Raw genomic sequence first — 26,121 nt, 5'->3', positions numbered from 1 at the left:
ATGAATGCCAGGGATAATCAGATAAGAAAAAGAAGAAAAAACGTTAATAAATTTAGAATAATAGTTTCTGCAATAACTATTTTTGCTTGTGTTACGTTGTTATTTACAATTTTTAAGCAACAAATTCAAATCAGAAACATTAATAATGTTAAGTTGGAACAACAAACAAAAAAGGATGAACTTGAAAAAGAAATAAAAAAATTATCTGAAGATTCCAAAAACTTAGACAATCCTGAGTTGATAGAAAAATATGCCAGAGAAAAATTAGGTATGGTAAAACCTAACGAAGTTTTGATTAAGGATGAAAAGGAAAAACCAAAAAAAGATACAAATTTTACACCGTCGCCAACTTTTGACAAAAAGCCTGATAAATAATTATTGACACCGTTTTTTTAGTAGTATATACTGGTATATAGTATTATATTAGGAGGAAGATATTGCGTATGTCTATATCAGTGGGCGATATTGTTGAAGGTAAAGTAACAGGAATTACTAAGTTTGGGGCATTTGTAGAATGCGAAGACGGAACTAAAGGATTAGTTCATATTTCACAAATTTCTAATGATTACATAGAAAAAGTTGAAGATGTGTTAAAAGTTAATGATGTAGTAAAATGTAAAGTTATGAGCATTGAAGATAATAAGGTTAGCTTTTCAATAAAGGAATGTCTTCCGAAAAAAGAACACAAAAAAGAATTTTCAAAGAAAACTTATTCAGAAGATGATAAGAATTCAAACAAAGAATCTAGCAAAGAATCAACTTTTGATGATTTACTTTCTAAGTTTATGAAAGAAAGTAACGAGAGATTAGATTCTATTAGACAAAGAGAGAATAAAAAGTTTTCGAAGAAAAGAAAGTATAATTAGGAGTAACGCCGCAGATTTATGCGGCTTTTTTATTATTATGGATTTGATACACAAAATAAAAAATACTATCATCAGAGAAAACTTAATACAAAAAAACGACAAAATTTTGATAGGATTATCAGGTGGGGCGGACTCAGTATTATTATTCAATGTTTTATACCAACTAAAAGATGATTTAGATTTTGAGATAAAAACATGCCACATTAATCATTCTTACAGAGCTACTGCCGATCGAGATGAAAATTTTTCAAGGGAAATATCTGAAGAAAAAAATGTTCAATTTTTTTCAAAAAAAGTAGATATGAAACAATTTTCCATCGACAATTCTATTAGTTTGGAAGACAGTGGTAGGATTTTAAGATATAATTGTTTCAACAAAATTTTAGAAACAGAGAATTTTAATAAGATTGCTGTAGCACACCACTTGGACGATCAAGTGGAGACTTTTTTCTTACATTTGTTTAGGGGAAGTGGAATTGATGGATTGTGTGGAATACAATATCGAAACAAAAATGTAATAAGGCCACTTTTAGATGTATCAAAAAATGAAATCCTAAATTATTTAGATAGCAATAATATTGAGTATGTAACTGATGAAACAAATTTCATAGCCGATGTCAAAAGAAATAAAATTCGACTTGAAATGTTGCCATATATTCAAGAAAATTTCAATAATTCTATAAATGAATCGATATATAGGACTATAAATATTTTACAAGATTCAAAAGAAATAATTGACGATATTACTAATATTAAATTCGAAAAATTAATTAGTCAAAGAAATGGTGAATATTCTATAGATGTAAAATTATTTGAAATCGAAAAGACCTCTATTCAAAGAAATATAATTAGAAAACTTTTAATTGAATTAAATGGGTCTAACCAAAACATTAGAATGGCTTATATAGATGATATTATAGAATTATTTGATTTAAAAAACGGCAGGGAATATATATTTAAAGACTACAGTTTTTTCAAAAGTTATGATAAAGTAATAATTAGGAAAATTGTAGACAACAAAAAAAGTCAAATTGTCAAATTTGAACTTGGGACAATCATTTTTGGGGATTTTAAAATTAGTAGTTATCTAACAAAAAATACTAATATTAAACCTTCAAGAAATAAAATGGTTTTTGATTCTAAAATTCTATCACATAATCTTGTTTTACGAAGAAGAGAAAATGGAGATAGAATTAAATTAAAGGGATTTACCAAGAAAATTAAAGATGTATTTATTGATAATAAAGTTTTACAAATTGAACGCGATAATTATCCCATTTTGAGCGATGAAGAAAATGTATATGCTATTTTGTCGTTAAAAAGATCAAATTTGTACATGAAAAATTCTAACAGCAAAGAAGTTTTAGTTATAGAGGTGACTTATGAAAAGTAATTTATGTGATGCAGTCGAAAAGGTGCTAATACCAAAATCAGAAATCGACAAAAGAATTGAAGAATTAGGACAAGAAATCACTGAAGAATACAGAGATAAGGGTGAACTTATCGTAGTTGGTATTCTAAGAGGCGCAGCGATGTTTATGAGTAATTTAACATTGAATATCGACTTAGAAGTTGGAATAGATTTCATGGCAGTATCAAGTTATGGACATTCTTCAGAATCGAGTGGAACTGTAAGAATCATCAAAGATTTGGAAGAAGACATCGCCGGCAAAAATATCCTTATAGTTGAAGATATTGTGGACAGTGGTCGCACATTAAGTTACTTGGTTCGAAACTTAATGGATAGAAAAGCAAAATCAGTTAAGATAGCGAGTCTTTTGGATAAACCAGAAAGAAGAACTAACGAAGTTGATGTTCAATTCAAAGGTTTTACTGTACCTAATGAATTTATAGTTGGTTATGGATTGGATTTTGCACAACAATTTAGAAATATTGAAGATATTTGCATATTGAAGAAATCTTTTTATGAAAAGGAGATTTAATGAAAAAAGTAACTAAAAGTTTAGCAATTTATCTTGTTCCAATTATTTTAATAGCTTTTTTCGTGACTATGACTCAAAACAATACATTGAGCACAAAATATTTTACTGTCAACGAAATGATTGTAAATGTCAAGAAAGATAATGTTAAAGAAATTGTTGCAAGAGGAAATGATATAAAAGGCGTTCTAAAAGATAGCAAGGGTACTCCTTTTAGAATGTATATGCCATCAGAAATGTGGGAAGTTTTTTACAATAATTATCTGAAGGAATCTGTTGAAAACAACAAGATCGTATTGAAGACCGAAAAAGATCCTGGCAAACCATGGTATGTTGATATAATGCCAACTATATTAATTATAGTCGGGCTTGGAATAATTTGGTTTATGTTTATGAATCAAACACAAAACTCTGGAAATTCTAAGGCTATGAATTTTGGAAAATCAAAAGCAAAACTCAACCAAGATTCAAAAGAAAAGGTTGTGTTTGCTGATGTAGCGGGATTAAAAGAAGAAAAAGAAGAATTGATGGAAATCGTAGATTTTCTGAAAAATCCTTCTAAGTATATAGACATTGGTGCAAGAATTCCTAAAGGAGTTTTGTTAGTGGGGCCTCCAGGAACTGGTAAAACATATTTATCGAGAGCAGTCGCAGGTGAAGCAAAGGTTCCATTTTTTAGCATTTCTGGTTCTGATTTTGTCGAAATGTTTGTTGGTGTCGGTGCATCAAGAGTTCGTGATTTGTTTGAACAAGCTAAGAAAAATGCTCCTTGTATCATTTTCATCGATGAAATAGATGCAGTAGGTAGAAAAAGAGGAGCAGGACTTGGCGGAGGCCATGACGAAAGAGAACAAACGTTGAATCAATTACTTGTTGAAATGGATGGTTTTGGGAAAAATGAAGGCGTAATTGTAATGAGTGCTACTAATAGACCTGATATTTTGGATAAAGCATTGTTGAGACCTGGAAGATTTGACAGAACTATTTATGTGGGACTTCCAGACGTGAGAGAGAGATTAGAAATATTAAAAGTTCACACAAAAAACAAAAAACTTAAATCAGATGTGGATTTGGAGAATATTGCAAAAACAACTACTGGTTTTTCTCCAGCTGATTTGGAAAATTTGTGCAATGAAGCAGCACTTCTTGCAGCAAGAAATAATGAAGCAGAAATTTCAAATGAAGTGTTCAAAGAAGCATCTATAAAAGTTGTAGCTGGTCCAGAAAAGAAATCACAAGTGGTAATAGAAAAAGAACGTGTGCTTACAGCTTATCACGAATCTGGTCATGCAATTGTTTCTGGATTTTTAGAATATAATGACAAAGTTCATATGATTACAATTATTCCTCGAGGAAGAGCGGGAGGATTCACGGCATATCTTCCACAAGAAGATGCAAAATTTATGACTAAAAGACAAATGCAGCATAAATTGATTTCTCTATTAGGTGGACGTGCAGCAGAAGAAGTTGTGCTTGATGATATCTCTACTGGTGCAAGCAACGACATCGAAAGAGCGACGAAAATCGCACATGCAATGGTAACAAAATACGGTATGAGTAAAAGATTGGGACCTATGATGTACGGTGGAGATGATGCTGAAGTGTTCTTAGGTGAAGAGCTTGGGAAGAACAAACAATATTCAGATAAAATTGCCTATGAGATTGATTCTGAAATGAGAGAATTAATTGATGAAGCCTACAATAAAGCTTTGAATATTTTAAATGAAAATATTGATTTATTGCATGCATTGGCCAATAAACTTTTAGAAAAAGAAACTATTGGACAAGAAGAATTTGAGGCAATATTTGACAAATATACTCAGACAAAAATTCACGAGAATGAACCTAAAGAATTAGTTGATGTAAGAAAAAAAGACGAAGAAATAGAAAAAAATATAGATAATCAGGAGAAATAATGAGCGCACAAAATGTTATAAACGTCATGTATATATTGATTTTGCTTTTTGGATTGAAGCAAATGTACAATGTATACAAAGTTAAAAAAAATATTGGAAGAGTCATCAAAAACTTTAACCAAAGAAAAAGAATTTTAATGATGGTTGCATCGTATTCAATAGTAGTCTTGGGATTATTGTACCTTTATCAACAAAAAACATGGTTCCCATTAATTTATATACTACTGGGAGTTATATTTATTTATTTGACATTCGAAAAAATTTCATTCACAGATAAAGGAATTTATTTCAATGGATTTTTGGCAGAATATGAAGATATCAAACAATGGAAATATTCAAAAGACAAGAGGTTCTTGGAATTAATTTTGAAAAATTCCAAAGCTAATAGTAAACTTATTCCTATCAATCCAAGTGATGCTTCTGAAATGCAAGTAATCATAAAAAAGAATAAGAAAAAACAATAAAATACTTGACAACAAAACCGTGATTAAATATAATAAAAAAAACACTATTTTTGTTTTTCATAAATTGGCTTTCTTTGATTGCCAATTTTTTTTATTTTAATACATGGAGGTATTATGGATACAAACAAAATTTTTGGAATTGACACTTTTGATAAGAGACAAATGAAAGATTCGTTACCTTTTCCTGTTTATCAAAAATGGAAAAATGCAGTTAGAAAAGAAGATTTACTTGATATTGAAACAGCAGAAATAATTGCACATGCGATGAAAAAATGGGCAATTGAAAGAGGGGCTACTCATTTTTGTCACTGGTTTCAACCATTAAATGGTTTAACAGCAAAAAAACACGATTCTTTTTTGGATAGAGGAGACGATAATACTCCAATAAATAGATTTTCAGCAAAAGAATTAATTAAAGGGGAACCAGACGCTTCATCATTTCCTACAGGCTCCATTAGATCTACGTTTGAAGCCAGAGGATACACTTATTGGGATTGTACATCTAACACTTTTATAGTAGATAATATAATGTATATACCATCAGTGTTTGTATCTTATGATGGAACTACTTTAGATAAAAAATTGCCACTACTTAAAAGTTTGGACTACTTGTCTGATTATGCTACTAAACTTTACAACGAAATTTCTGATGACCAATGTTACAGAATGAAAGTTAAAATTGGATTGGAACAAGAATTCTTCCTTATTGATGAAAATGTATATAAACAACGTATTGATTTGATTAACACTGGAAGAACTCTTTTAGGAGCACAAGCACCAAAATCACAAGAACTTACTGACCATTATTTCGGTTCAATTCCACAAAGAGTTGAAGCTTTTTACAAAGATTTTGACGAAAAATTATTCAGACTGGGGATATACGCTAAGACAGAACACAACGAAGTTGCTCCAAATCAATTCGAAGTAGCAATTCTTTTTGAGAACGCAAATATTTCAGTAGATGATAATCATTTGGTAATGGAAATTTTGAAAACTACTGCAAGAAAACATCATCTTGTATGTTTATTGCACGAAAAACCATTTAAAGGTGTAAATGGATCCGGTAAACACAATAATTACTCTTTAGTTACAAATCACGGTAGAAATGTATTCTCACCAGAAGCTGACATGGAAAATGATTTTGTATTCTTGATATTTACTGCTTGTTTGATAGAAGCGGTGGACAGATCACAAGCACTTTTAAGATCGGCATCTTCTACTACTTCAAACGATTATAGATTAGGAGGCGATGAAGCTCCACCATCGATAATATCTATGGATTTGGGACAAGATATCGAAGAGACGTTTAATTCATTAATGAATGAAGAAGAAATTGTTAGAAATTATCCTAAATTTTCTATAAATAGATTCGATTACATTCCACCAAATATGACAGATAGAAACAGAACAAGTCCATTTGCCTTCAGCGGGAACAAATTTGAATTCAGAATGTTGGGTTCTTCGAATAGTGCAAGTGATGTCAACATAGTTTTGAATACAATGTATGCAAATACAATCAAAAGAGTTTACGAAAAATACAAATCTCAAAATGAAAATATTGAGCAATTTATCAAATCAGAAGTTGTCGATATTTTGAAAAATCACAAACAAATTTTATACAGACAAGACAACTATACACAACTTTGGAGAGAAGAAGCTAAGAAGAGAGGTTTGTTAGATTTAGTTCATTATTTTGATTCTTTATATTCATTAATCTCAGAAGAATCTATCAAGGATTTTTGTGGTATACTAAGTGAGGAAGAATTACACGCAATCTATGATGTTGGATTGGAAGATGTAATAACAACTCATGAAATTGAAGCGAAGACTTTGATTTATATGTTGGATAAATTTGTTATTAATGCCTTTTCAAAACAACTAATTCAAAATAATAAATTAATTGAAAAGTGCGGTATTAATAGCTTAGATTCTACACAAGAAAAATTGAAAAATGGTTTAAATGAAATCATCAACAAGAGAAATAACCTGGAAGAAATGATACACAAATCTGATTTTGAATCTAAATATGAAAAGGCTAAATATTTTCAATATGAAATTAGCCCTCTAATTGAAGAAATCAGAGAAGTTCATGATAATCTTGAAAAATTTGTATACAAAGAAAATTATAATTTGTGTGATATTCAAGACATATATTCATCATTAATATAATTATAGGAGGAGTAATGAGTAAATTTATTTTTATTACTGGAGGAGTTGTCTCTGGTATAGGTAAGGGAATTAGTGGTGCAAGTATTGGTAGAATGCTAAAAGACAGAGGAATTTCTGTGTTTATGCAAAAATTTGACCCTTACTTGAATATTGACCCAGGAACTATGAGTCCTTATCAACACGGGGAAGTTTTTGTAACAAAAGATGGAGCTGAAACTGACCTAGACTTAGGCCACTACGAAAGATTTATCAACGAAGAATTAACTCAAAGATCAAACATTACCACAGGAAAAGTCTACAATGATGTTATTAAAAAAGAAAGACGTGGAGATTACAACGGTAAAACTGTACAAGTTATTCCACATATTACTGATGAAATAAAAAAAGCAGTGTACAAAGCTGCTGAAGAATCACAAGCTGATATTGTTATAACAGAAATTGGCGGAACTGTTGGTGACATTGAATCATTGCCATTCTTGGAAGCAATCAGACAAATCCACGCCGAAAATGAAAAAGAAGATGTATTATTTATTCATACAACTTTAGTTCCAACAATACCTGGAAGCAATGAATTAAAAACAAAACCAACGCAACATTCATACAAAGAATTGATGAGTTTGGGAATTAAAACAAATGTAATAATCCTTAGAAGTGAAGGCATAGTTACAGATGAACTAAAAGAAAAAATCTCATTATTCTGTGACGTTCCTGTTGAAGCTATTATTCAATCATTTAATGTTGATTTCATTTATGAAGTTCCATTGAAATTCCAAGAACAAAATTTGGATAAGTATATCATGAGAAAAATGAAACTTAAATCCAAAGTTGAAGAAGATGGAAAATGGAGAAAAATGATTGAAAACTACAGAAAAGCAACTGAAACTGTAAACATAGGTTTAGTAGGAAAATATACAGAACTTCACGATGCTTATCTTTCTGTAGAACAAGCTCTAATAGATGCGGGATATGCAAATAATCACAAAGTAAACATTCGTTGGATTAATTCAGAAGAATTAAACAAAGATAATATAAAAGAATCATTCGAAGGATTGAATGGTATCATCGTTCCAGGTGGATTTGGTGGAAGAGGTATGGAAGGAATGGTTGAAACTTCAAAATATTGTCGTGAAAACAACATGCCTTATTTCGGAATTTGTTTGGGAATGCAAATTGCCGCAATAGATATTGCTAGAAACGTATTAGGTTTGGCAGATGCAAATACAGCTGAAGTTGTTGCTGATTGCAAAAATCCAGTAATAAGTTTAATGAAAGAACAAAGAGATATTGAAGATATAGGTGGAACATTAAGACTTGGTAACTACGAGTGTCACTTGAAAGATAAATCTTTGGCAAAAGAATTGTACGGTGAAGAATTTATTCAAGAAAGACACAGACACAGATATGAATTCAACAACGACTACAGAGAACAATTTGAACAAAACAATGTCGTATTCTCAGGAATTAATGACCAATATAACTTGGTAGAAATGCTTGAAATACCACAAAATAAATTCTTCTTAGGTTGCCAATTCCATCCGGAATTCAAATCAAGACCTAATAAAATTCATCCTTTATTCGATGGATTCATAAAAGCATCCATTGAAAACAAATAAAGAAGGTGGAAGATATTTTACTTGTAATAGATATTGGAAATACTAATATTGTTTTGGGTATTTTCAAAGATGATGAGTTGATTTTTGAATGGAGAATATCTACAGATTTGAGAAAAACGAGCGATGAATACGCTCTAACATTAAGACAAGCTTTGGAATATTCAAACGTCAAAAAATCAGATATAAAAGAAGCTATTATTGGTTCTGTAGTACCAAATCTGATGCCAACTATACCAAAAGCAGTAAAAAAATATTTGGGAATTGAACCATTGATAGTAGATGAAAATATAAAGACGGGAATAGTTAATAAATACGCAAGTCCAAAAGAGGTCGGCGTAGATAGAATAATCAACGCAGTAAGTGCTTGTAAAAAATATTCTACTCCAGTTATTATCGTAGATATTGGAACGGCGATTACTTTTGATTATATTTCGGAAAATAAAGAATATTTGGGAGGAGCAATAGCTCCGGGGATTGCAATTTCATCAGAAGCATTATTTATGAAAACTGCAAAACTACCAAAAATTGAAATAGAAATGCCGGATAAAGTTATTGGTGATAGCACCGTAAAAAGTATGCAATCAGGAGTTGTATTTGGATTTATAGGATTAATAGATTATATAATTGAAAAAATCCTAGAAGAAAAACACAAAACAAAAGATGAAGTTACAATTATTGCAACTGGTGGTTTTTCTTATTTGATTGCCAAACAATCAAAGTACATTACAATTATTGATAAACTAATCACTTTAGATGGCTTAAAAATTATTAACGAATTAAATAGAAATGATTAAAGAAAAATTGAACTTAAATAGTAATTTGTTTTTGGCACCATTAGCTGGAGTTACAGATATTCCATTTCGAATAATCTGTGGAGAATTGGGAGCGGGGTTGTGCTTTACAGAAATGATAAGTGCCAAAGCACTTTACTATAATGATAAGAAGACTAAGAAACTTCTAGATACAGATCCAAGAGAGAACAATACATCTGTTCAAATATTTGGACACGAACCAGAAATCATTGCCTATGCAACTAGATTTCTGACGGAAAATTACAATTTCAAATCAATTGATATAAATATGGGATGTCCTGCACCGAAAATTTTCAAAAACGGTGACGGCTCAGCTTTAATGGGAGATTTGAACTTAGCAGAAGATGTTATCAGAGCTTGTAAGAACAACACTGATTTGCCAGTTTCTGTAAAATTCAGACTTGGAATTGATGAAAATTCCATGAATTACATGCAGCTTGGACAAATTTGTGAGAGATTGAAAGTGGATTATATCACACTACATGCACGAACTAGAAAAATGTTTTATTCAGGAGAGGCTGATTGGTCACACATTAAAAGATTAGTGGAAAATGTAGACATACCTGTATTTGGCAATGGCGATTGTTTTACAAAAGAAGACATTAGAAAAAATATGAAATACTCGAATTGCGATGGAGTTTTGTTGGCAAGAGGTGCAATGCAAAATCCATTTATTTTTAGTGATGATGAAATCAAAACGAAAGAAGAAGTTATCGACACAATCAAAAAACACATGCAATTGAAATTGGAATTTTATGAAGAAAAACGTGCGATTTTAGAAATGAGAAAGCATATTCAATGGTATCTGAAAGGATTCAGAAATTCTAATAAAGTTAAGAACAAAATCAATCAATTGACAGATCTTGTTGAAATATACAAAATACTAGATGAATTTAAAAATGAATAGTTTAATCATATACTAAAAACTTGACAATTATGCCTTTTGTTATATAATTTTAGAATATATGGTTAAAATAAGGAGAATAGATTATGGCAGATAAAGAATTTTTATTAACTCAAGAAGGATTAGATCAACACAAAGAAGAACTTGAGTTTTTAAAGACTACTCGCAGAACAGAAATAGCTGAGAAAATCAAAGTTGCTAGAGGGTTTGGTGACCTTTCTGAAAATGCAGAATATGATGAAGCTAAAAATGAACAAGCGCAAGTAGAAGAAAGAATTAACTATCTTGAAAACTTGCTATTATATGCAAAAGTTATTAAAGATGATGAAAATCAAAAAGACGTTGTGACAGTGGGATCAACAGTAACTTATAAAAATTTAAAGTCAAACAAAGAAATGACATATAAAATAGTAGGAACAGCAGAAGCTGATCCTTTTGAAGGTAGAATTTCAAATGAATCACCAACAGGAAAAGCTCTGTTAAACCTAAAAGTTGGTGACACTACTACAGTTGAAACACCAGGTGGAATCGTAGAATTAAAGGTATTAACTGTCAAGAAAGGATAAAAATGGAAAATTTAAACGAAATGCTACAAATTCGTAGACAAAAGTTACAAGAATTATTAGATGCAAATGAAAACCCATACGTTCATGAAAAATTTGACAATGCTAATAATACAAAAGAAATCCTAGATAACTTTGACGAATTTGACGGAAAAGAAGTTAAAATAGCCGGAAGAATCATGAGTAAAAGAGGACATGGAAAAGTTAACTTCATGGACCTACAAGATTCTTTTGGCAGAATACAATTGTTTAATAAAGTAAATGAATTAGGCGAAGAAAACTACGCAAAAGTAAAAAATATGGATATCGGAGATATCGTTGGTGTTGAAGGAAGTATATTCAAAACACACAGCGGTGAAGTATCCATTAGAACAAAATCTGTAGTTTTATTATCTAAATCATTACAAATATTACCTGAAAAATGGCACGGACTAAAAGATCCTGATTTGAGATATAGACAAAGATATGTGGATTTAATTATGAATCCAGAAATCAAAGAAACTTTTGTTAAAAGATCTAAAATTATTTCAGCAATCAGAGAATTTTTGGATACAAGAGGATTCTTAGAAGTTGATACTCCAATCTTGAACACAATAGCTGGTGGAGCAAATGCTAGACCATTTATCACTCACCACAACACATTGGATATCGATATGTATTTGCGTATCGCAAATGAATTATACCTTAAGAGATTAATTGTAGGTGGTTTCGACAAAGTTTATGAAATGGGCAGAATGTTCAGAAATGAAGGAATGGATCACACTCACAATCCAGAATATACGGCAATAGAATTGTATCAAGCTTACGCTGACTACAATGATATGATGGATATCACAGAACAATTAGTTGCATTTGTTTGTGAAAAAGTTAATGGTTCTATGAAAGCACAATTTGGCGAAACAGAAATAGACTTCACACCACCATGGAAGAGAATCACAATGGTTGATGCAATAAAAGAATACGCAGACATAAATTTTGATGAAATTGAAACTGATGAACAAGCTCGTGAAGTTGCCAAAGCAAACAATGTTGAAATCGCAGACAATATGTCACGTGGTGAAGTTATAAACGAATGTTTTGAACATTTCTGCGAAGAAAAATTAGTTCAACCAACATTTGTATTGGGTCATCCAGTTGAAGTAAGTCCATTGGCTAAGAGAAATCCAGATGATGAAAGATATACTCATAGATTTGAAGCATTTGTATGCACAAAAGAAATCGCAAACGCATTTAGTGAATTGAACAACCCAATCGATCAAAAAGAAAGATTCTTAAAGCAAGTTGAAGCGAGAGAGAATGGTGATGACGAAGCTCAAATGATGGATTATGATTTCTTGAATGCATTAGAAGTAGGACTTCCACCAACAGGCGGTTTGGGAATTGGTGTTGATAGACTTATAATGATGTTAACTAACAATGAATCAATCAGAGATATAATGTTGTTCCCAACAATGAAGCCAGTTGGAAATAATTCTTCTAGCAATTCAAAAGATGGTGAAGATAACACAAAAGCTAAGAAATTGGACTTATCAAAAGTGAAAGTTGAACCATTATTTGAAGATTTTGTAGATTTTGACAAATTCTCAGAATCTGATTTCAGAGTTGTGAAAGTAAAATCTTGTGAAGAAGTTCCAAAATCCAAGAAATTATTAAAATTTACATTGAATGACGGATCTGGAAAAGACAGAATCATATTATCAGGAATTAAAAACTACTACAGCGCAGAAGACTTAGTAGGTAAGACATTACTTGCAATCACTAACTTACCACCAAGAAAAATGATGGGTGAAGAATCTTGTGGAATGCTTTTATCTGCAATCTGCGAATATGATGGAGAAGAAGTATTGAATCTTATAATGTTAGATTCAAATATTCCAGCAGGATCAAAAATTTATTAATTAAATAAAATCCTTAGACGATAGAATTGAATTCTGTCGTCTTTTTTTATTGCCATGAATTTCATATACATTTCATAAAACTTTTGTAACATATATATGTAACAAAGTTAAGGAGATATTTATGATAAAAAATGCGATTGCTTATATAACAAGAAAAAGAAATAGGTCTTTGATAATACTTATAATTTTAACACTTGTATTATCATGTTTGTATGCTTGTTTGAGTATAACGAAATCACAGAAAACACTGGAGAAATCACTGTACGAAACATCAAATTCATCTATTTCAATAACGAAAAAAGATAATAACGGATATTTTGATATAAAAGAATTTGACAAATTGAAACAGATCAAAGATATAAAAGAGGTTTCATATCATTATGAGGGATTAGCCAACGTAACAAATACCAATGTCGTTGAAAGTAATCAGAAAGTTATGCGTGAAGATTTGTCTCCAAATATGAAAAATTTAGTATCGATAGATGCTATGACAGATCAAAAACGTAACACATTGTTCACAAGTAACGTGTTTACTATAAAACAAGGCAAGAATTTGGATAAAAATGATGACAATAAGATTCTAGTTCATGAACAATTTGCAAAGAAAAACAAGCTCAAACTTCACGACAAGATAGGTCTAAAGTTGATGAATATGAATGGAAATGGAGATACAAATAAAGAGACACAATATGAGATAGTTGGAATATTTTCAGGGAAAAAACAAGAAAAATATACAGGATTGTCTTCTGATTTCAGCGAAAACTCTATGTTTGTTAATTACAACTCAGCGCAAAATTCGTTGAATATAAAAGACGGTAACAAAATTGCCAATAAAATCTCAGTTTATACACAAAATTCAACATTAATGGATAATGTAATAAATCAGCTGAAAAATCAAATCGCTAATTCTTCACAATACATTATCGAAAAAGATGACAATGCATTCAAAGAAGCTATTGATTCTATAAATGGCGTAAAGCATATCATACAAATGATGACATATTCCATAATGGTTGCAGGACTTGTAGTTTTATCGTTGATTTTAATATTATGGCTAAGAGAAAGAATTTATGAAATAGGAATACTTTTATCAATTGGCTTTAGTAAATCTAAAATCATAGGACAATTCATCATGGAGCTTGTATTTGTATCCGTTCCTGCGGCAGTTTTATCGTTTATTAGTGGAGATTTTATTATCAAACTAATTGCATCAGGAATAACCGAATCGGAAAATGCATCATTTACAGGTAGCCTATTAATTACTAAAATATCAGATAAATTAGAAGTGTTTATCAAAAGCTACGGATTGCTTTTATTAATAATCATAGTTTCTGTGATTATCGCATCTACAATGATATTAATCAAAAAACCAAAACAAATATTATCACAAATAAGTTAGGAGATATAAAATGAATATTTTAGAAATCAAAAACGTATCATACAGTTATTCAAGTTCAAATGAAGAAGTTTTGTCATTAGTTAACAGAGGATTTGAACAAGGAAAATTTTATGCAATCATTGGGAAATCTGGCACAGGTAAATCAACACTTTTATCTTTATTGGCTGGATTAGATTCACCAGATACAGGTCAAATCTTATTCAAAAACAACAACATCGAAGAAAAAGGGCACAGTTATCATAGAAAAAACAACATATCATTAGTTTTTCAAAACTATAACTTAATAGATTATCTGACTCCTCTTGAAAACATAAGATTAGTAAATAAAAATGCATCAGAAGATATTTTATTGGAATTAGGATTGGATAAAAGTCAAACAAGAAGAAATGTTATGAAACTGTCTGGTGGGCAACAACAAAGAGTTGCGATTGCAAGAGCTTTAGTTTCAGAAGCTCCAATCATATTGGCAGATGAGCCTACTGGAAACTTGGATGATGTGACTGCTGGTGAAATTATAGATATATTGAAGAAACTTGCAATGGAAAGAAACAAATGCGTAATAGTTGTTACTCATAGTAAAGAAGTAGCAAAAGCAGCAGATATTGTTCTTGAATTAAAAGATAGAAAACTACAAGAAGTAGTTGACAATATTTAGGGAGGAAATTATGATAAAAAACGCATTTGCTTATGTAACTAGAAAAAGTCTCAAATCGATAATTATATTAATCGTAATAATGTTGATGTCAGCTTTAAGTTTGATTAGTTTATCCATCAAAGATGCCACTGACAAAGCTTCAGAAAAAACATTTGGAAATATTACCAACAGTTTTTCAATGGAAATTAACAGACAAGTAAATCCAGGAACACCAAGAGGCGGTGGAAATGTCAAAGGACAAGACATCAAAAAAATCACAGAGTCACCTGATATTGAAAGCTATGTAAAAAGAATAAATAGCGTGGCTGATCTGGATGGATTGGATATAATTGAAACACAAGAAACATTGGCTAATCAATCAGAAGAACGTGCGAAAAATTTCAAAAGCACTGTAATGTTGACTGGTGTTAATGAATCGTCTAAGGAAACAAAATTTGTATCTAGAGCATACAAACTGGTTGAAGGGGAGCAATTGAAAAATGATGATAAGAATAAGATTCTTATGCACAAAGATTTGGCAGCCAAAAACAATTTAAAAATAGGTGACAAATTAAAATTAAAGTCCAATTTATTTGATGCAGATAATGAAAAACAAGCCAATGAAACAGTAGAAGTTACAATTAAAGGTTTGTTTGATGGGCACAATAACGGAGGTGTGAGCGCTGCTCAAGAATTGTACGAAAACACATTGATTACTGATTTGAATACAGCAGCCAAAGTATACGGTAACACTGAAGATACAGCAGTCTATCAAGATGCTACATTCTTTGTAAAAGGTAACAAAAAACTAGAAGATGTCATGAAAAATCTTTCCAAACTAGATATCAATTGGCAAGAATATAATTTAATAAAAAGTTCATCAAACTATCCAGCATTACAAGAATCAATCAGTGGGATATATGCAATAGCAGATAAATTATTTGTAGGATCACTTGCATTTGCAGGATTGGTAGTAGCTTTATTATTGTTCTTATGGATGAACGCAAGGAAAAAAGAAATAGCAGTATTGTTGTCGATAGGAATGTCCAAAGCGAAAATATTCGGACAATTTGTCACAGAATTATTGTTAGTTGCTGTACCGGCTTACATTGGTTCATTCTTCTTGGCTAGATTTGCAGGAGATAAAATTGGAAATAATATACTACAAAAAGTAACAGGAAATATCGCAGATAAAATCGCCAAGCAATCAGCGTCAACTGGACTTGGTAGCGGTGCTGAAGTTGATGGATTCAATAAAACATTGACAAGCCTAGACATTAGTATTTCATCAAAAACCTTGGTTTATGTAGTAATATTCATGACAATAGTGTTGTTAATATCATTGATTATTTCATCGACAAATATTCTTAGGAAAAATCCAAAAGATTTATTAATAGATACTAAGTAAAATTATCGGGGCATATGCTCCGATAATTTTGTAATTAAAGTAAATATTGTATAATAAAATATAAAGAGAGGAATAAATTATGAACTTACTTGTAGTAGAAGATGACAAAATGATACGTGAAGGAATTTGTGAATTTTTGTCTGAATTTGGATACAAAACATATCAAGCAGAAGACGGGAAACAAGCCATATCCATATTTGAAAATAACGAAATCAACTTAGCAATATTAGACATTCAACTTCCATACATAAATGGACTTGAAGTTCTCAAAAAAATCAGAGAAACAAGTGATATTCCAGCTATAATGTTGACTGCATTCAGTGATGAAGAATATAAAATCAACGCATTCACAAGCTTAGCAGATGGCTACATTGAAAAGCCATTCTCACTTCCTGTTCTCAAAGTTAGAATAGAATCTTTAATTAAAAAACATTATGGAAATAATGAAACATTTAATTACAAAAACACCGAAGTTAACTTCACAAGCTACACTGCAAAAATAAATGGTGAAAAAGTTGATATAAATGCCAAAGAACTAGAAATACTCAAATATATGATAGAAAATGAAGGTCAAGCACTCACGAGAATGCAAATAATAGACAGTGTGTGGAAAGAAACAGATGAAATTCCTTTTGACAGAGTAATTGATGTTTACATAAAAGAATTACGTAAAAAATTGCAACTAGATTGCATAGTAACCATCCGAAACGTTGGCTATAAATTGGAGAGAAAATGAAAAATTTAAAAATATTTCCGAAAATGTTCCTGCAAATATTCACAGCATTAGCGCTCACTGTATTGTTCATACATTTTATGGTGTTTTTAATATTTCCTAAAACATATTTGGAAGATAGAAAACAAGAGATAAATAAAAAAGCAAATGAAATATCCAAGACATTAACAAATAAAGATATAGGATATGTTACACAGTCTTTGGATTTTTATTCTAATAATAACGACATTAAAGCTTATGTTAAAAATAAAAACAACGACAACGGCTTACAAATCAAAGAAATCATTGATTTTGACAAAAAAAGTGAAAACAATTCACTTATAATTGAAGAACGAGATATTACAATTAACACTGGAGAGAAAATTTCACTTCAATTCGTATCAACAGCTGATATGAAAAAAGATGCCAAGAATTTGAGCCTAAGATTTCTTCCTTTTTCGCTTTTAATTTCTATGTTTTTCTCAGCAATTATTTCATTAATTTATGCTAAGTTAATCAACAATAATATACAAGAAATTAAACATATTACTGATAAAATGATGAATATGGACAAAAAAGCATTACTTGAAGTAGATTCTACCAATGAGATTGGACAGTTAAAAGTGCAAATCAATGATTTGTACACTACATTGTTACATTCCATTGACGATTTGGAATCAAAAAACGAAGAAATTATCAAACTTGAAAAACTAAAATATGACTTTTTTAGAGGAGCATCACACGAACTCAAAACTCCTGTAGCGAGTCTCAAAATAATTTTGGAAAATATGAAGTACAACATAGGAAAATACAAAAACAGGGATTTGTACATTGACGAATCTCTGAAAATTATTGATGGATTGTCACATAGCATTTCACAAATACTTACATTGTCATCAATTGAAAATCTAAAGAATGACGAAGAAAATGTAACGATTTTACCAATATTAAATGATATAATTAATAAGCAGGAAGTAATTGCAAATCAAAAACACATCACAATCGACAATCAGATTACAGATGAAAAGATTTTGATTGGCAAATCAGCTCTTAAAATAATACTATCCAATGTAATTGGAAACGCCGTAAAATACACTGATGAATATGGGACAATTACTATAAAATCAGATGGAGAATGGTTTGAAGTAATTAATACTTGCAAAAAGGCAAGCGAATTAGATACCACTAAAGTGTTTGATGTGAATTGTGATTTGAACAAAGAAAACAGCAATGGACTTGGGTTGTATATCGTGGGAAATTTATTAAATAATTACAAAATCGATGCAATCATTGAAACACAAGAAGAAAACGTAACATTCAAAATCAAGTTATAGAGGAGAACAAAATGTATATTTTAGAATTGAATCAAAATGGACAAGCAACAGAATTAGCGTTATTTGACACAATTGAAGAAGGAAGAGAATTCATCAAGAAAACAAACTGCTACGAAATCACAGAAGAAGATGGATTTGTATATGAATATATCATTCCTGAAAAATTAGGTGAATATGTTGAACTGGAATACAATGGAAACATTATTCCGATGACCAAATTCATGTTTACAGAAGAAGGAAAAGCAGAAATATTTTGGAAAGAAATTCCGAATCTTTCAAAAAAAGGAAATGGAATAGTAGATGGTTCTACGAGAGTAGACGCTTATGTAATAGCTAACAAAGATGTGAAAACATATATTGAAGAAAGAGAAAAATCTTACAACGAAGTAAAAAAATACTTGGAAGAAAAAGGATATGACGTAGACAGGGCTTACTTCGGATCAGAAGATGGAGAAGCAATAGTTTACAGAAAAAACGAAAAGGATGAATGGCACTTCCTAACACATATGGATCCATCATTTTTTGAAGATAAAACACCACAAGAAATAATCGACGAGATAGAAGAAGATTTGGAATAAATAGAATAAATTAGCATAGCTCTTCTTAAAGAAAATAAGAAGAGCTTTTTAATTTTTATATAATCCTTGACAAAATAATAAAATCATTCTAAAATGATAATGCAAATAATTTGCATTAATAAATTATTATGTGGAGGATTTATGAAAAAAATTTATAGAATATTATTGTTAGCTCTTATGATTGGTGTAGCATCTGGATGTACTAGACAAAACAATGATGTTAACAATCAAAAGGTGCAAGAACAAAAAGAAAAAACTGAGGACAAATCAACTGAAAAGTCAGATTCAAAGAAATTATATGTTAGTTTTTATCCGATTGAATATATGGCAAAAGAAATCGCTAAGGATAAAATTGATGTGGTAAATGTTATGCCAAAAGGCGCTACAGTTCATGATTGGGAACCAACTGCACAAGATATTAAAAATTTATCTGATTCAAAGATGCTTATTGTTAACGGTCTTGGATTGGAAGGTTGGTTAGAAGATGTTAAATCTAGTTTAAAAAACACGGAAATAGTTGATTCATCTACAAATATTGACAAGATTAAAGCTGAAGAAGAACATGAACACGAGCATGACCATGAAGAACATGAACACGATCATGACCACGAAGAACATGAACACGACCATGATCATGAACATAATCACCACGGTGAATTTGATCCACATGTTTGGATGAGTCCAAAACAAGCTAGAATTCAAATGAAAAATGTGTATGAAGCTATTATTAAATTTGACTCTGAAAACAAAGATTTCTATGAAAAAAATTACAAAGAATTAGATAAAAAGTTTGAAGAATTAGACAAAAAATACGCTGAAGTTTTGGCACCACAAAAGGACAAATATTTCATCGTACCACATGAAGCTTTTGGATATTTAGCTAGAGATTATGAAATAAAACAAGTTCCTATTGAAGGTATTAATTCAGATTCAGAACCTGATTTAAATAAGATGAAAGAATTGACTAATTTCGCAAAATCACATAAGATAAATACAGTATTTTATGAAATGGGAGAAAGCGATAAGATTGCAAATTCCTTAGCTAAGGAAATCAACGCAAAGACTGCTGGGTTATCTACTATAGAAGCTAAGACTCAAGATATCGAAGATGGAAAGGACAATTATTTTTCATTGTTAGAGAAAAACTTGGATGCAATCTCACAAGCAAAATAATATGAATAGTATAATTAGTGTAGAAAATTTGAATTTTTCGTATAGAAACGAAAAACTATTAAGGGATATAAATTTTAATATCGAAAAGGGAGATTTCGTAGGGATAACCGGAGCTAATGGCTCCGGTAAATCTACGTTATTGAAACTTATTTTAGGTTTTTTAAAGGCAGATAATGGTGAGATTAAATTTGCTGGAGGAAGGGAAAATTTTAGTTTTGGATATGTTCCTCAAAATAATCATGAAAAGAGCATTTCTTTTCCTATTACTGCATGGGAAATCGTGGCTATGAATGTAAGCGATGATGAGAATATGAAAGCTAATGAAAAAATAGAAAATGCGTTGTCTATTGTAGAAATGAAAGATAAGAAAAATTACGACTACAATAAGATGAGCGGTGGAGAACAGGAAAGAGTCATGATTGCAAAGGCGTTGGCTAACGATCCACAAATTTTGATTTTTGACGAACCTACTGCAGGACTAGATCAACGAAGCAAGGAAAATTTGTTTGATTTGTTGAAGCATTTGAATATTCATCATAATATAACGATTCTGGTGGTTACTCATGAGCTGGATTTTACTAAAGATTATTTTAACAGGATTTTTAGATTGGATAATGAATTTGTTGAGGTGAAACATGTTTGAGATGTTTTCTTATGATTTTATGAGAAGAGCTTTTATCGTGGGGATATTAGTGTCAATTATTGTTCCTTTGATAGGGACCTTTGTAGTTAACAAGAAAAACTCCATGGTAGGAGATGCTTTGAGTCACAGTTCCTTAGCTGGTGTTGCCTTGGGACTTATTTTTGGAATAAATCCTGTTATAGCGGCGATTTTCGTATGTGTGATTGCAGCTTTTGGAATAGAAATCATCAGAAAAAACTTCGCCAAGAGTTCTGATTTGTCAACTGCGATTGTGATGAGTAGCGGTATTGGACTAGCTGCAATCTTGTCAGATTTTGTTCCTGGCGCTGCGAATTTTCAATCATTTATGTTCGGATCTATTGTAGCTATTCCAGATATTGAATTGTACACAGTAATTATTGTGAGTTTTATTGTTATTGTGACTTATGTGCTGTTGTACAAAAAATTAGTGTATATTATCTTTGATGAAGATGGAGCTCGATTGTCTAATATCAACGTGGGACTTATCAATAAAATATTTACTTTTTTGATAGCTATCACTGTTGCTATTGCGTCTAGAACTGTCGGTGCACTTATGGTTTCAAGCTTGATGGTTATTCCTGTGTCTTGTGCAATAATGGTTTCTCATTCTTTTAAAAGAACTGTGATTAATTCATCGCTATTTGGAGTATTGTTTACGATTATCGGTATCAATATGTCTTATTATTTTCAATTAAAACCAGGTGGCTCAATTGTGTTGACAGGACTTTTAGTTCTGATAATTTTGATGATAGTAAATAAATTTAGAAAAAATAATTAACTGTAAACACTGCATTATGAATTTTGAATTAATTTATTTTGTGGTGTTTTTTAGTGTATAAAACGTTGTAATTTGCAATTTTTACAAGTATAATAAAAGGATAGGAGGCGATAGCATGAACAAAATGATTAAAAAAATAATGATATTAACATTGGGAACATTAATACTTACTTTTGGCTTTTTCTTTTTTATAATGCCTTTTAATTTAACTATTGGTGGAATTTCTGGTATTGCGATTAGCTTGAATGCTTTTGTTCCACAAATTCCAACGGGTATTTTCGTTATGATTATGGATACTATTTTGTATATTATAGCGTTTATTATTTTGGGAAAAAGCTTTGGGGTTTTGTCGATATATTGTTCATTTATTTTTGCAAGTTCAACGACACTATTGGAAATTTTGCTACCAAATTTTAAACCTTTGACTGATGATATTTTGATTAATTTGATTTTTGGAATTATTATTTCCGCTGCTGGTATGGCATTGGTTATCAACCAAGGTGCATCGACTGGTGGAACAGATATTATCGCAATGATAATCAGAAAATATTTTTCAATTGATGTGGGTAAATGTATGCTTGTAGCAGACTTTTTTGTTGTGTTACTTGGTATGTATACTTTCGGAACAAAAAGTGGAATGTATGCTATGCTTGGAATTTTCATAAACTCAATTGTCATTGACAAAGCTATCGCTGGTCTAAATACAAGGGTAAATATGATGATAACAAGCGATAAATACAAGGAAATTAACGCTTATATTATAGATCAAATTTCAAGAGGATCCACAATTTATAAAGCAGTTGGTGGTTTTTCTGATAATGAAAAATTTGTTATTAATACGATTGTTTCAAGAGGAGAGTATATTAAGATTAAAAATTACGTGAAATCTATTGATCCTAAAGCATTCGTATGTATTTCGTATGTCAGTGAAGTGGTTGGTGAAGGATTTACTTACGATCCAGTGGATAATCCAGAGCTTGAAATACTTCCTGGTGGAATGAGTTAGAATGGAGAAGAAATGTATAAATTAGGACAAAGAGAGAATTTAAAAATTGATAAGATAAATACGGAAGTTTTGTTGAAAAAAGACAACGAAAATAATTTTGTTAGAATGAATGTAGATGAACTTTCTGGAGAAAAAGTTGGCGATGTTGTCGATGTATTCATTTACAATGACAATAAAAAACTAATGGCAACGAAGAAGCAACCTAAGATTGAATTGGGTAAGATTGCAAGACTAGAAGTAAAAGACATTACTAGAATTGGTGCTTTCTTAGATTGTGGCTTAGATAAGGATATTTTGTTGCCATTTAAGGAACAAACTTCAAAATTGGTAAAAGGTCAAAAATATTTAGTGTATTTGTATATTGATAAGTCGAACAGATTGGCACTTACTATGAGAATTAAAAATTTATTGAAAAACGACAGCGGCTATGTTAAGAACGATTGGGTAGAAGGCGTTATATACAACATAGTGGACGGTCTAGGAGCTTTTGTAGCTGTAGACAATAAATACGAAGGACTCATTCCTGCAAGTGAATTAACTGGCGTTGTAGACCTTGGAGAAGAGGTCAAATGTAGAGTTACAGATGTGAAGTCTGATGGAAAATTAGATTTGTCATTTTTTGAACCTGCATATAAGCATATCTCATCTGATGCTGATGTTATTATGGAAGAACTTAAAAACTCTGATGGATTCATTAATTTTAATGATAAAACAGACGCCAACAGAATTAAATCGGTATTTAATATGTCAAAATCTAGTTTTAAAAGAGCTGTTGGAAGACTATTAAAAGAAAATATGATACAATTTTATAAAGACGGAATAAAATTAACTAGTAAAGGGAGAGGTAATAATGGAAGACAACAAAGATAAAATATTAGCAGTAGTAAATGGTGAAGAAATTAAACAATCAGAAGTTGATAATTTTATTCAAGCTTTAGGTTATAGAGGAGCACAATTCAATAATGAAGAAGGAAGAAAAAGATTAACTGATGAATTAATCAATAGAAAACTTTTATTCTTTGATGCTAAGAAATCTGGCTTAGATAAAGATGAAATATATGTAAAAGAAGTTAAAAAACAATCCGAAGAATTGTTGAAGGATTTTGCTATGGCCAACATAATCAATTCTGTTAGAGTATCAGATGAAGATTTGAAGGAATATTATGAAAACCACAAAGATAATTTCAAAGTTCAACCAACATTCACAGCTTCTCACATTTTAGTTGAATCTGAAGATTTGGCTAATGAAATTAAAGAAAAAATCGATAACGATGGTGATTTTGCACAATTAGCAAAAGAGTATTCTACATGTCCATCAAAAGAACAAGGTGGAGATTTGGGAACATTCCAACAAGGCCAAATGGTAAAAGAATTTGAAAATGCTTTGATTGAAAATGAAATCGGAGATATCGTAGGACCTGTTAAAACACAATTCGGTTATCACATTATTAATATTAAAGATAAAACTGAAGGAAAAGTAAAATCTTTTGAAGAAGCTAAGAATGAAGTTAAACAAACACTATTACAATTGAGACAACAACAAGCATATATAGATGCTACAGACAAATTACAAAAAGAATACAAAATCGAAAAATTTTATTAATAACAAATGGAGAAGTTAAATGAATAATCTTAAGAAGAAGATAGTAGCTTTATGTCTAACATTTAGTATGGTATTTAGTACAGGCACTGCTGTATTTGCGAAGGATGAAGATGATAATGCAACTCCTACAAAAGTACAATCAACTATGAATAGAATTGAAGGGCGAGATAGATTTGCCGTTGCAAATAAGGTGATGGAAGATTATTATCAAAACTCTAAAAAAGTAGTGCTTGTATCTGCGATAAAGTTCCCTGACAATATCAGTTCTACTGTAATGAGTCAAGGACAAATCCCGATATTATACACTTATTCAGATAAATTAGACGCATCTACTGAAAAACTTTTAAAATCAAAAGATTTGGACGAAGTTATAATTATAGGTGGAGAAAAATCTGTTAGTAAGGATGTACAAAATCACATAGAAAATGATTTAAAAATAAAAGTTGTAAGATATTCTGGATACGACAGATATGCAGTTAATGCTAAAATAGTTTCTGAAAAGTTCTCTAGCAAAAATGCTGAAAAACAAAACTTGGTTGTAGCTAGTGGAGAGGTATTTGCAGATGCTATTAACGCTACTTCCTTAGCACAAAAACACAATGCACCAATATTATTAGTATCGAAAAACAAGATTTCTAGCGACACAAAAGATTATTTACAATCTTTCTATAAAGGAAATATAGGTAAAATTTTTGTAGTCGGTGGACAAAATACAGTTTCTGAAAAAGTGCTACAAGAAATCAAAGCTATTACTAATGTTAAGCCACAAAGAATATTTGGATCTAACAGATATATGACATCTGTCAGAGTTGCAAACGCAAGTTTTACTGCACCAACTAAAGCGATATTTGCTAGTGGTGAAGTTTTTGTAGATGCATTAGTAGCGGCACCACTTTCACAAAAGCTAAAAGCACCAATACTATTGGTTTCAAAATCATCCATTACAAGTGATGTAAAATCATATATTGGTAGTAATTCTTTTGAAGAAATGTATATTGTAGGTGGAAAAAACACAGTATCAGAAAAAGTAAGAGATTTGATTTTGGATAACAAATCAGACGAAACCATTACAACTGATCCAAAATATCCTGGCAAGAAAGTTATTCGTAGAAAACCATTACCAGGATTAGAAAATGAACAAGAATTTCCTGTTCAAATCAGTGATGATACAATTGTAATGGTTCGTGGTCACTATGATGATGAAATGGCGGATGAAATACTAAGACTTTTGAATCAATATCGCAAAGAAAACGGACTAAAAGCATTAAAACAAGACAATTCATTATCACCAGTTGCAAAAACAAGAGCAACTGAAATTGTTCATTTATTTGAACACGTTAGACCAAGAGGTGGCTTAGTAACAGATATTTCCAACATCAACGGAGAAAATATCTATAATGGTCCATACACTGCAAGTGGTGCAATGGAAGCTTGGAAAAATTCTGAAGGACATAATGAGAATATGTTGAGAGAAGTGTTCACAAGAGTTAAAATAAAAGTATTCGTTACAAAAGCATATTACGAAGATTCTGATCAAACTTATGACAGATATTACGCAGTTCAAATATTTGGAATTTGATATCAGATTTTATCTAAAATTATGTGATGTTATAATATTGACAAGAAATCGAAATATAAACTAAAAGAAATATTTGATTTTTGAAATTTAATAAAAAATATACGAGAT

25 protein-coding genes are annotated in these 26,121 nt (G+C 30.7%); all 25 read left to right on the top strand.

Annotated features, from left to right (window positions below):
- The 25 genes from ABDJ34_RS02030 (at position 1) to ABDJ34_RS01910 (ending at position 26,013) form a co-directional block, all read left to right on the top strand.
- A complete protein-coding gene (locus tag ABDJ34_RS02030) occupies positions 1 to 375 on the top strand; it encodes an FtsB family cell division protein (protein WP_154254603.1) in 375 nt (124 codons plus the stop codon).
- Between the two features lie 68 nt (positions 376 to 443).
- Positions 444 to 866: a S1 RNA-binding domain-containing protein gene (locus ABDJ34_RS02025; RefSeq protein ID WP_281682215.1), complete on the top strand. Its 423-nt coding sequence runs from the start codon at positions 444 to 446 to the stop codon at positions 864 to 866.
- Positions 867 to 903: 37 nt separating this feature from the next.
- Positions 904 to 2,259, top strand: a complete 1,356-nt coding sequence (tilS, locus tag ABDJ34_RS02020; protein WP_412701198.1) for a tRNA lysidine(34) synthetase TilS — start codon at positions 904 to 906, stop codon at positions 2,257 to 2,259.
- Positions 2,249 to 2,809, top strand: a complete 561-nt coding sequence (gene hpt / locus ABDJ34_RS02015) for a hypoxanthine phosphoribosyltransferase (protein ID WP_316511857.1) — start codon at positions 2,249 to 2,251, stop codon at positions 2,807 to 2,809. The genes tilS and hpt overlap by 11 nt, the downstream gene beginning before the upstream one ends.
- Positions 2,809 to 4,722, top strand: a complete 1,914-nt coding sequence (ftsH, locus tag ABDJ34_RS02010; RefSeq protein ID WP_412701197.1) for an ATP-dependent zinc metalloprotease FtsH — start codon at positions 2,809 to 2,811, stop codon at positions 4,720 to 4,722. The genes hpt and ftsH overlap by 1 nt, the downstream gene beginning before the upstream one ends.
- A complete protein-coding gene (locus ABDJ34_RS02005) occupies positions 4,722 to 5,186 on the top strand; it encodes a DUF5673 domain-containing protein (RefSeq protein WP_002840266.1) in 465 nt (154 codons plus the stop codon). The genes ftsH and ABDJ34_RS02005 overlap by 1 nt, the downstream gene beginning before the upstream one ends.
- A gap of 114 nt (positions 5,187 to 5,300) precedes the next feature.
- Positions 5,301 to 7,355, top strand: coding sequence for a glutamine synthetase III (locus ABDJ34_RS02000; protein ID WP_412701196.1), 2,055 nt, complete (start codon positions 5,301 to 5,303; stop codon positions 7,353 to 7,355).
- A gap of 14 nt (positions 7,356 to 7,369) precedes the next feature.
- On the top strand, positions 7,370 to 8,968 hold the full coding sequence (locus tag ABDJ34_RS01995) for a CTP synthase (protein ID WP_412701195.1): 1,599 nt from the start codon (positions 7,370 to 7,372) through the stop codon (positions 8,966 to 8,968).
- Positions 8,969 to 8,973: 5 nt separating this feature from the next.
- The gene (locus tag ABDJ34_RS01990) at positions 8,974 to 9,762 is read left to right on the top strand and encodes a type III pantothenate kinase (RefSeq protein WP_094203793.1); all 789 of its coding nucleotides are present in this window, start codon (positions 8,974 to 8,976) and stop codon (positions 9,760 to 9,762) included.
- Positions 9,755 to 10,687: a tRNA dihydrouridine synthase DusB gene (gene dusB, locus ABDJ34_RS01985; protein ID WP_412701194.1), complete on the top strand. Its 933-nt coding sequence runs from the start codon at positions 9,755 to 9,757 to the stop codon at positions 10,685 to 10,687. The genes ABDJ34_RS01990 and dusB overlap by 8 nt, the downstream gene beginning before the upstream one ends.
- A gap of 83 nt (positions 10,688 to 10,770) precedes the next feature.
- Positions 10,771 to 11,250 (top strand): transcription elongation factor GreA, encoded by a 480-nt coding sequence (gene greA / locus ABDJ34_RS01980; protein WP_094207265.1) that lies wholly within the window; start codon positions 10,771 to 10,773, stop codon positions 11,248 to 11,250.
- A gap of 2 nt (positions 11,251 to 11,252) precedes the next feature.
- Positions 11,253 to 13,145: a lysine--tRNA ligase gene (lysS, locus tag ABDJ34_RS01975; protein ID WP_412701193.1), complete on the top strand. Its 1,893-nt coding sequence runs from the start codon at positions 11,253 to 11,255 to the stop codon at positions 13,143 to 13,145.
- A 121-nt stretch (positions 13,146 to 13,266) separates the two neighbouring features.
- Positions 13,267 to 14,544 carry an ABC transporter permease gene (locus ABDJ34_RS01970; RefSeq protein WP_412701192.1) on the top strand — a complete coding sequence of 426 codons (1,278 nt, stop codon included), beginning with the start codon at positions 13,267 to 13,269 and terminating at the stop codon, positions 14,542 to 14,544.
- A 10-nt stretch (positions 14,545 to 14,554) separates the two neighbouring features.
- Positions 14,555 to 15,199: an ATP-binding cassette domain-containing protein gene (locus ABDJ34_RS01965; RefSeq protein WP_094203787.1), complete on the top strand. Its 645-nt coding sequence runs from the start codon at positions 14,555 to 14,557 to the stop codon at positions 15,197 to 15,199.
- 10 nt (positions 15,200 to 15,209) lie between these two features.
- On the top strand, positions 15,210 to 16,586 hold the full coding sequence (locus tag ABDJ34_RS01960) for an ABC transporter permease (RefSeq protein ID WP_412701191.1): 1,377 nt from the start codon (positions 15,210 to 15,212) through the stop codon (positions 16,584 to 16,586).
- Positions 16,587 to 16,665: 79 nt separating this feature from the next.
- Positions 16,666 to 17,322 carry a response regulator transcription factor gene (locus ABDJ34_RS01955; protein WP_094203785.1) on the top strand — a complete coding sequence of 219 codons (657 nt, stop codon included), beginning with the start codon at positions 16,666 to 16,668 and terminating at the stop codon, positions 17,320 to 17,322.
- Positions 17,319 to 18,632, top strand: coding sequence for a sensor histidine kinase (locus ABDJ34_RS01950; protein WP_412701190.1), 1,314 nt, complete (start codon positions 17,319 to 17,321; stop codon positions 18,630 to 18,632). Before ABDJ34_RS01955 ends, ABDJ34_RS01950 begins: the two co-directional genes overlap by 4 nt.
- 11 nt (positions 18,633 to 18,643) lie before the next feature.
- On the top strand, positions 18,644 to 19,210 hold the full coding sequence (locus ABDJ34_RS01945) for a hypothetical protein (RefSeq protein ID WP_412701189.1): 567 nt from the start codon (positions 18,644 to 18,646) through the stop codon (positions 19,208 to 19,210).
- Positions 19,211 to 19,351: 141 nt separating this feature from the next.
- Positions 19,352 to 20,383 (top strand): metal ABC transporter solute-binding protein, Zn/Mn family, encoded by a 1,032-nt coding sequence (locus tag ABDJ34_RS01940; protein ID WP_412701188.1) that lies wholly within the window; start codon positions 19,352 to 19,354, stop codon positions 20,381 to 20,383.
- A gap of 1 nt (position 20,384) precedes the next feature.
- Complete coding sequence (locus tag ABDJ34_RS01935) at positions 20,385 to 21,026, top strand: metal ABC transporter ATP-binding protein (protein ID WP_316512433.1); 642 nt, start codon at positions 20,385 to 20,387, stop codon at positions 21,024 to 21,026.
- Positions 21,019 to 21,825 carry a metal ABC transporter permease gene (locus ABDJ34_RS01930; protein ID WP_094207257.1) on the top strand — a complete coding sequence of 269 codons (807 nt, stop codon included), beginning with the start codon at positions 21,019 to 21,021 and terminating at the stop codon, positions 21,823 to 21,825. Before ABDJ34_RS01935 ends, ABDJ34_RS01930 begins: the two co-directional genes overlap by 8 nt.
- 115 nt (positions 21,826 to 21,940) lie before the next feature.
- Positions 21,941 to 22,831 carry a YitT family protein gene (locus tag ABDJ34_RS01925; protein ID WP_316524271.1) on the top strand — a complete coding sequence of 297 codons (891 nt, stop codon included), beginning with the start codon at positions 21,941 to 21,943 and terminating at the stop codon, positions 22,829 to 22,831.
- A 12-nt stretch (positions 22,832 to 22,843) separates the two neighbouring features.
- Positions 22,844 to 23,701 (top strand): CvfB family protein, encoded by an 858-nt coding sequence (locus ABDJ34_RS01920; protein ID WP_094205811.1) that lies wholly within the window; start codon positions 22,844 to 22,846, stop codon positions 23,699 to 23,701.
- The gene (locus ABDJ34_RS01915) at positions 23,682 to 24,434 is read left to right on the top strand and encodes a peptidylprolyl isomerase (protein ID WP_094208716.1); all 753 of its coding nucleotides are present in this window, start codon (positions 23,682 to 23,684) and stop codon (positions 24,432 to 24,434) included. Before ABDJ34_RS01920 ends, ABDJ34_RS01915 begins: the two co-directional genes overlap by 20 nt.
- A gap of 19 nt (positions 24,435 to 24,453) precedes the next feature.
- Positions 24,454 to 26,013, top strand: a complete 1,560-nt coding sequence (locus tag ABDJ34_RS01910; RefSeq protein WP_412701187.1) for a cell wall-binding repeat-containing protein — start codon at positions 24,454 to 24,456, stop codon at positions 26,011 to 26,013.
- Positions 26,014 to 26,121: the final 108 nt, after the last annotated feature.

The organism is Finegoldia dalianensis, assembly GCF_046255015.1.
GTDB lineage: Bacteria > Bacillota > Clostridia > Tissierellales > Peptoniphilaceae > Finegoldia > Finegoldia magna.
This window is presented reverse-complemented; position numbering and strand designations above follow the sequence as displayed.

Coding starts and splice junctions, on each gene's coding strand:
- ABDJ34_RS02030 (WP_154254603.1), top strand. CDS start 1: ATGAATGCCAGGGATAATCAGATAAGAAAAAGAAGAAAAAACGTTAAT.
- ABDJ34_RS02025 (WP_281682215.1), top strand. CDS start 444: ATGTCTATATCAGTGGGCGATATTGTTGAAGGTAAAGTAACAGGAATT.
- tilS (WP_412701198.1), top strand. CDS start 904: ATGGATTTGATACACAAAATAAAAAATACTATCATCAGAGAAAACTTA.
- hpt (WP_316511857.1), top strand. CDS start 2,249: ATGAAAAGTAATTTATGTGATGCAGTCGAAAAGGTGCTAATACCAAAA.
- ftsH (WP_412701197.1), top strand. CDS start 2,809: ATGAAAAAAGTAACTAAAAGTTTAGCAATTTATCTTGTTCCAATTATT.
- ABDJ34_RS02005 (WP_002840266.1), top strand. CDS start 4,722: ATGAGCGCACAAAATGTTATAAACGTCATGTATATATTGATTTTGCTT.
- ABDJ34_RS02000 (WP_412701196.1), top strand. CDS start 5,301: ATGGATACAAACAAAATTTTTGGAATTGACACTTTTGATAAGAGACAA.
- ABDJ34_RS01995 (WP_412701195.1), top strand. CDS start 7,370: ATGAGTAAATTTATTTTTATTACTGGAGGAGTTGTCTCTGGTATAGGT.
- dusB (WP_412701194.1), top strand. CDS start 9,755: ATGATTAAAGAAAAATTGAACTTAAATAGTAATTTGTTTTTGGCACCA.
- greA (WP_094207265.1), top strand. CDS start 10,771: ATGGCAGATAAAGAATTTTTATTAACTCAAGAAGGATTAGATCAACAC.
- lysS (WP_412701193.1), top strand. CDS start 11,253: ATGGAAAATTTAAACGAAATGCTACAAATTCGTAGACAAAAGTTACAA.
- ABDJ34_RS01970 (WP_412701192.1), top strand. CDS start 13,267: ATGATAAAAAATGCGATTGCTTATATAACAAGAAAAAGAAATAGGTCT.
- ABDJ34_RS01965 (WP_094203787.1), top strand. CDS start 14,555: ATGAATATTTTAGAAATCAAAAACGTATCATACAGTTATTCAAGTTCA.
- ABDJ34_RS01960 (WP_412701191.1), top strand. CDS start 15,210: ATGATAAAAAACGCATTTGCTTATGTAACTAGAAAAAGTCTCAAATCG.
- ABDJ34_RS01955 (WP_094203785.1), top strand. CDS start 16,666: ATGAACTTACTTGTAGTAGAAGATGACAAAATGATACGTGAAGGAATT.
- ABDJ34_RS01950 (WP_412701190.1), top strand. CDS start 17,319: ATGAAAAATTTAAAAATATTTCCGAAAATGTTCCTGCAAATATTCACA.
- ABDJ34_RS01945 (WP_412701189.1), top strand. CDS start 18,644: ATGTATATTTTAGAATTGAATCAAAATGGACAAGCAACAGAATTAGCG.
- ABDJ34_RS01940 (WP_412701188.1), top strand. CDS start 19,352: ATGAAAAAAATTTATAGAATATTATTGTTAGCTCTTATGATTGGTGTA.
- ABDJ34_RS01935 (WP_316512433.1), top strand. CDS start 20,385: ATGAATAGTATAATTAGTGTAGAAAATTTGAATTTTTCGTATAGAAAC.
- ABDJ34_RS01930 (WP_094207257.1), top strand. CDS start 21,019: ATGTTTGAGATGTTTTCTTATGATTTTATGAGAAGAGCTTTTATCGTG.
- ABDJ34_RS01925 (WP_316524271.1), top strand. CDS start 21,941: ATGAACAAAATGATTAAAAAAATAATGATATTAACATTGGGAACATTA.
- ABDJ34_RS01920 (WP_094205811.1), top strand. CDS start 22,844: ATGTATAAATTAGGACAAAGAGAGAATTTAAAAATTGATAAGATAAAT.
- ABDJ34_RS01915 (WP_094208716.1), top strand. CDS start 23,682: ATGGAAGACAACAAAGATAAAATATTAGCAGTAGTAAATGGTGAAGAA.
- ABDJ34_RS01910 (WP_412701187.1), top strand. CDS start 24,454: ATGAATAATCTTAAGAAGAAGATAGTAGCTTTATGTCTAACATTTAGT.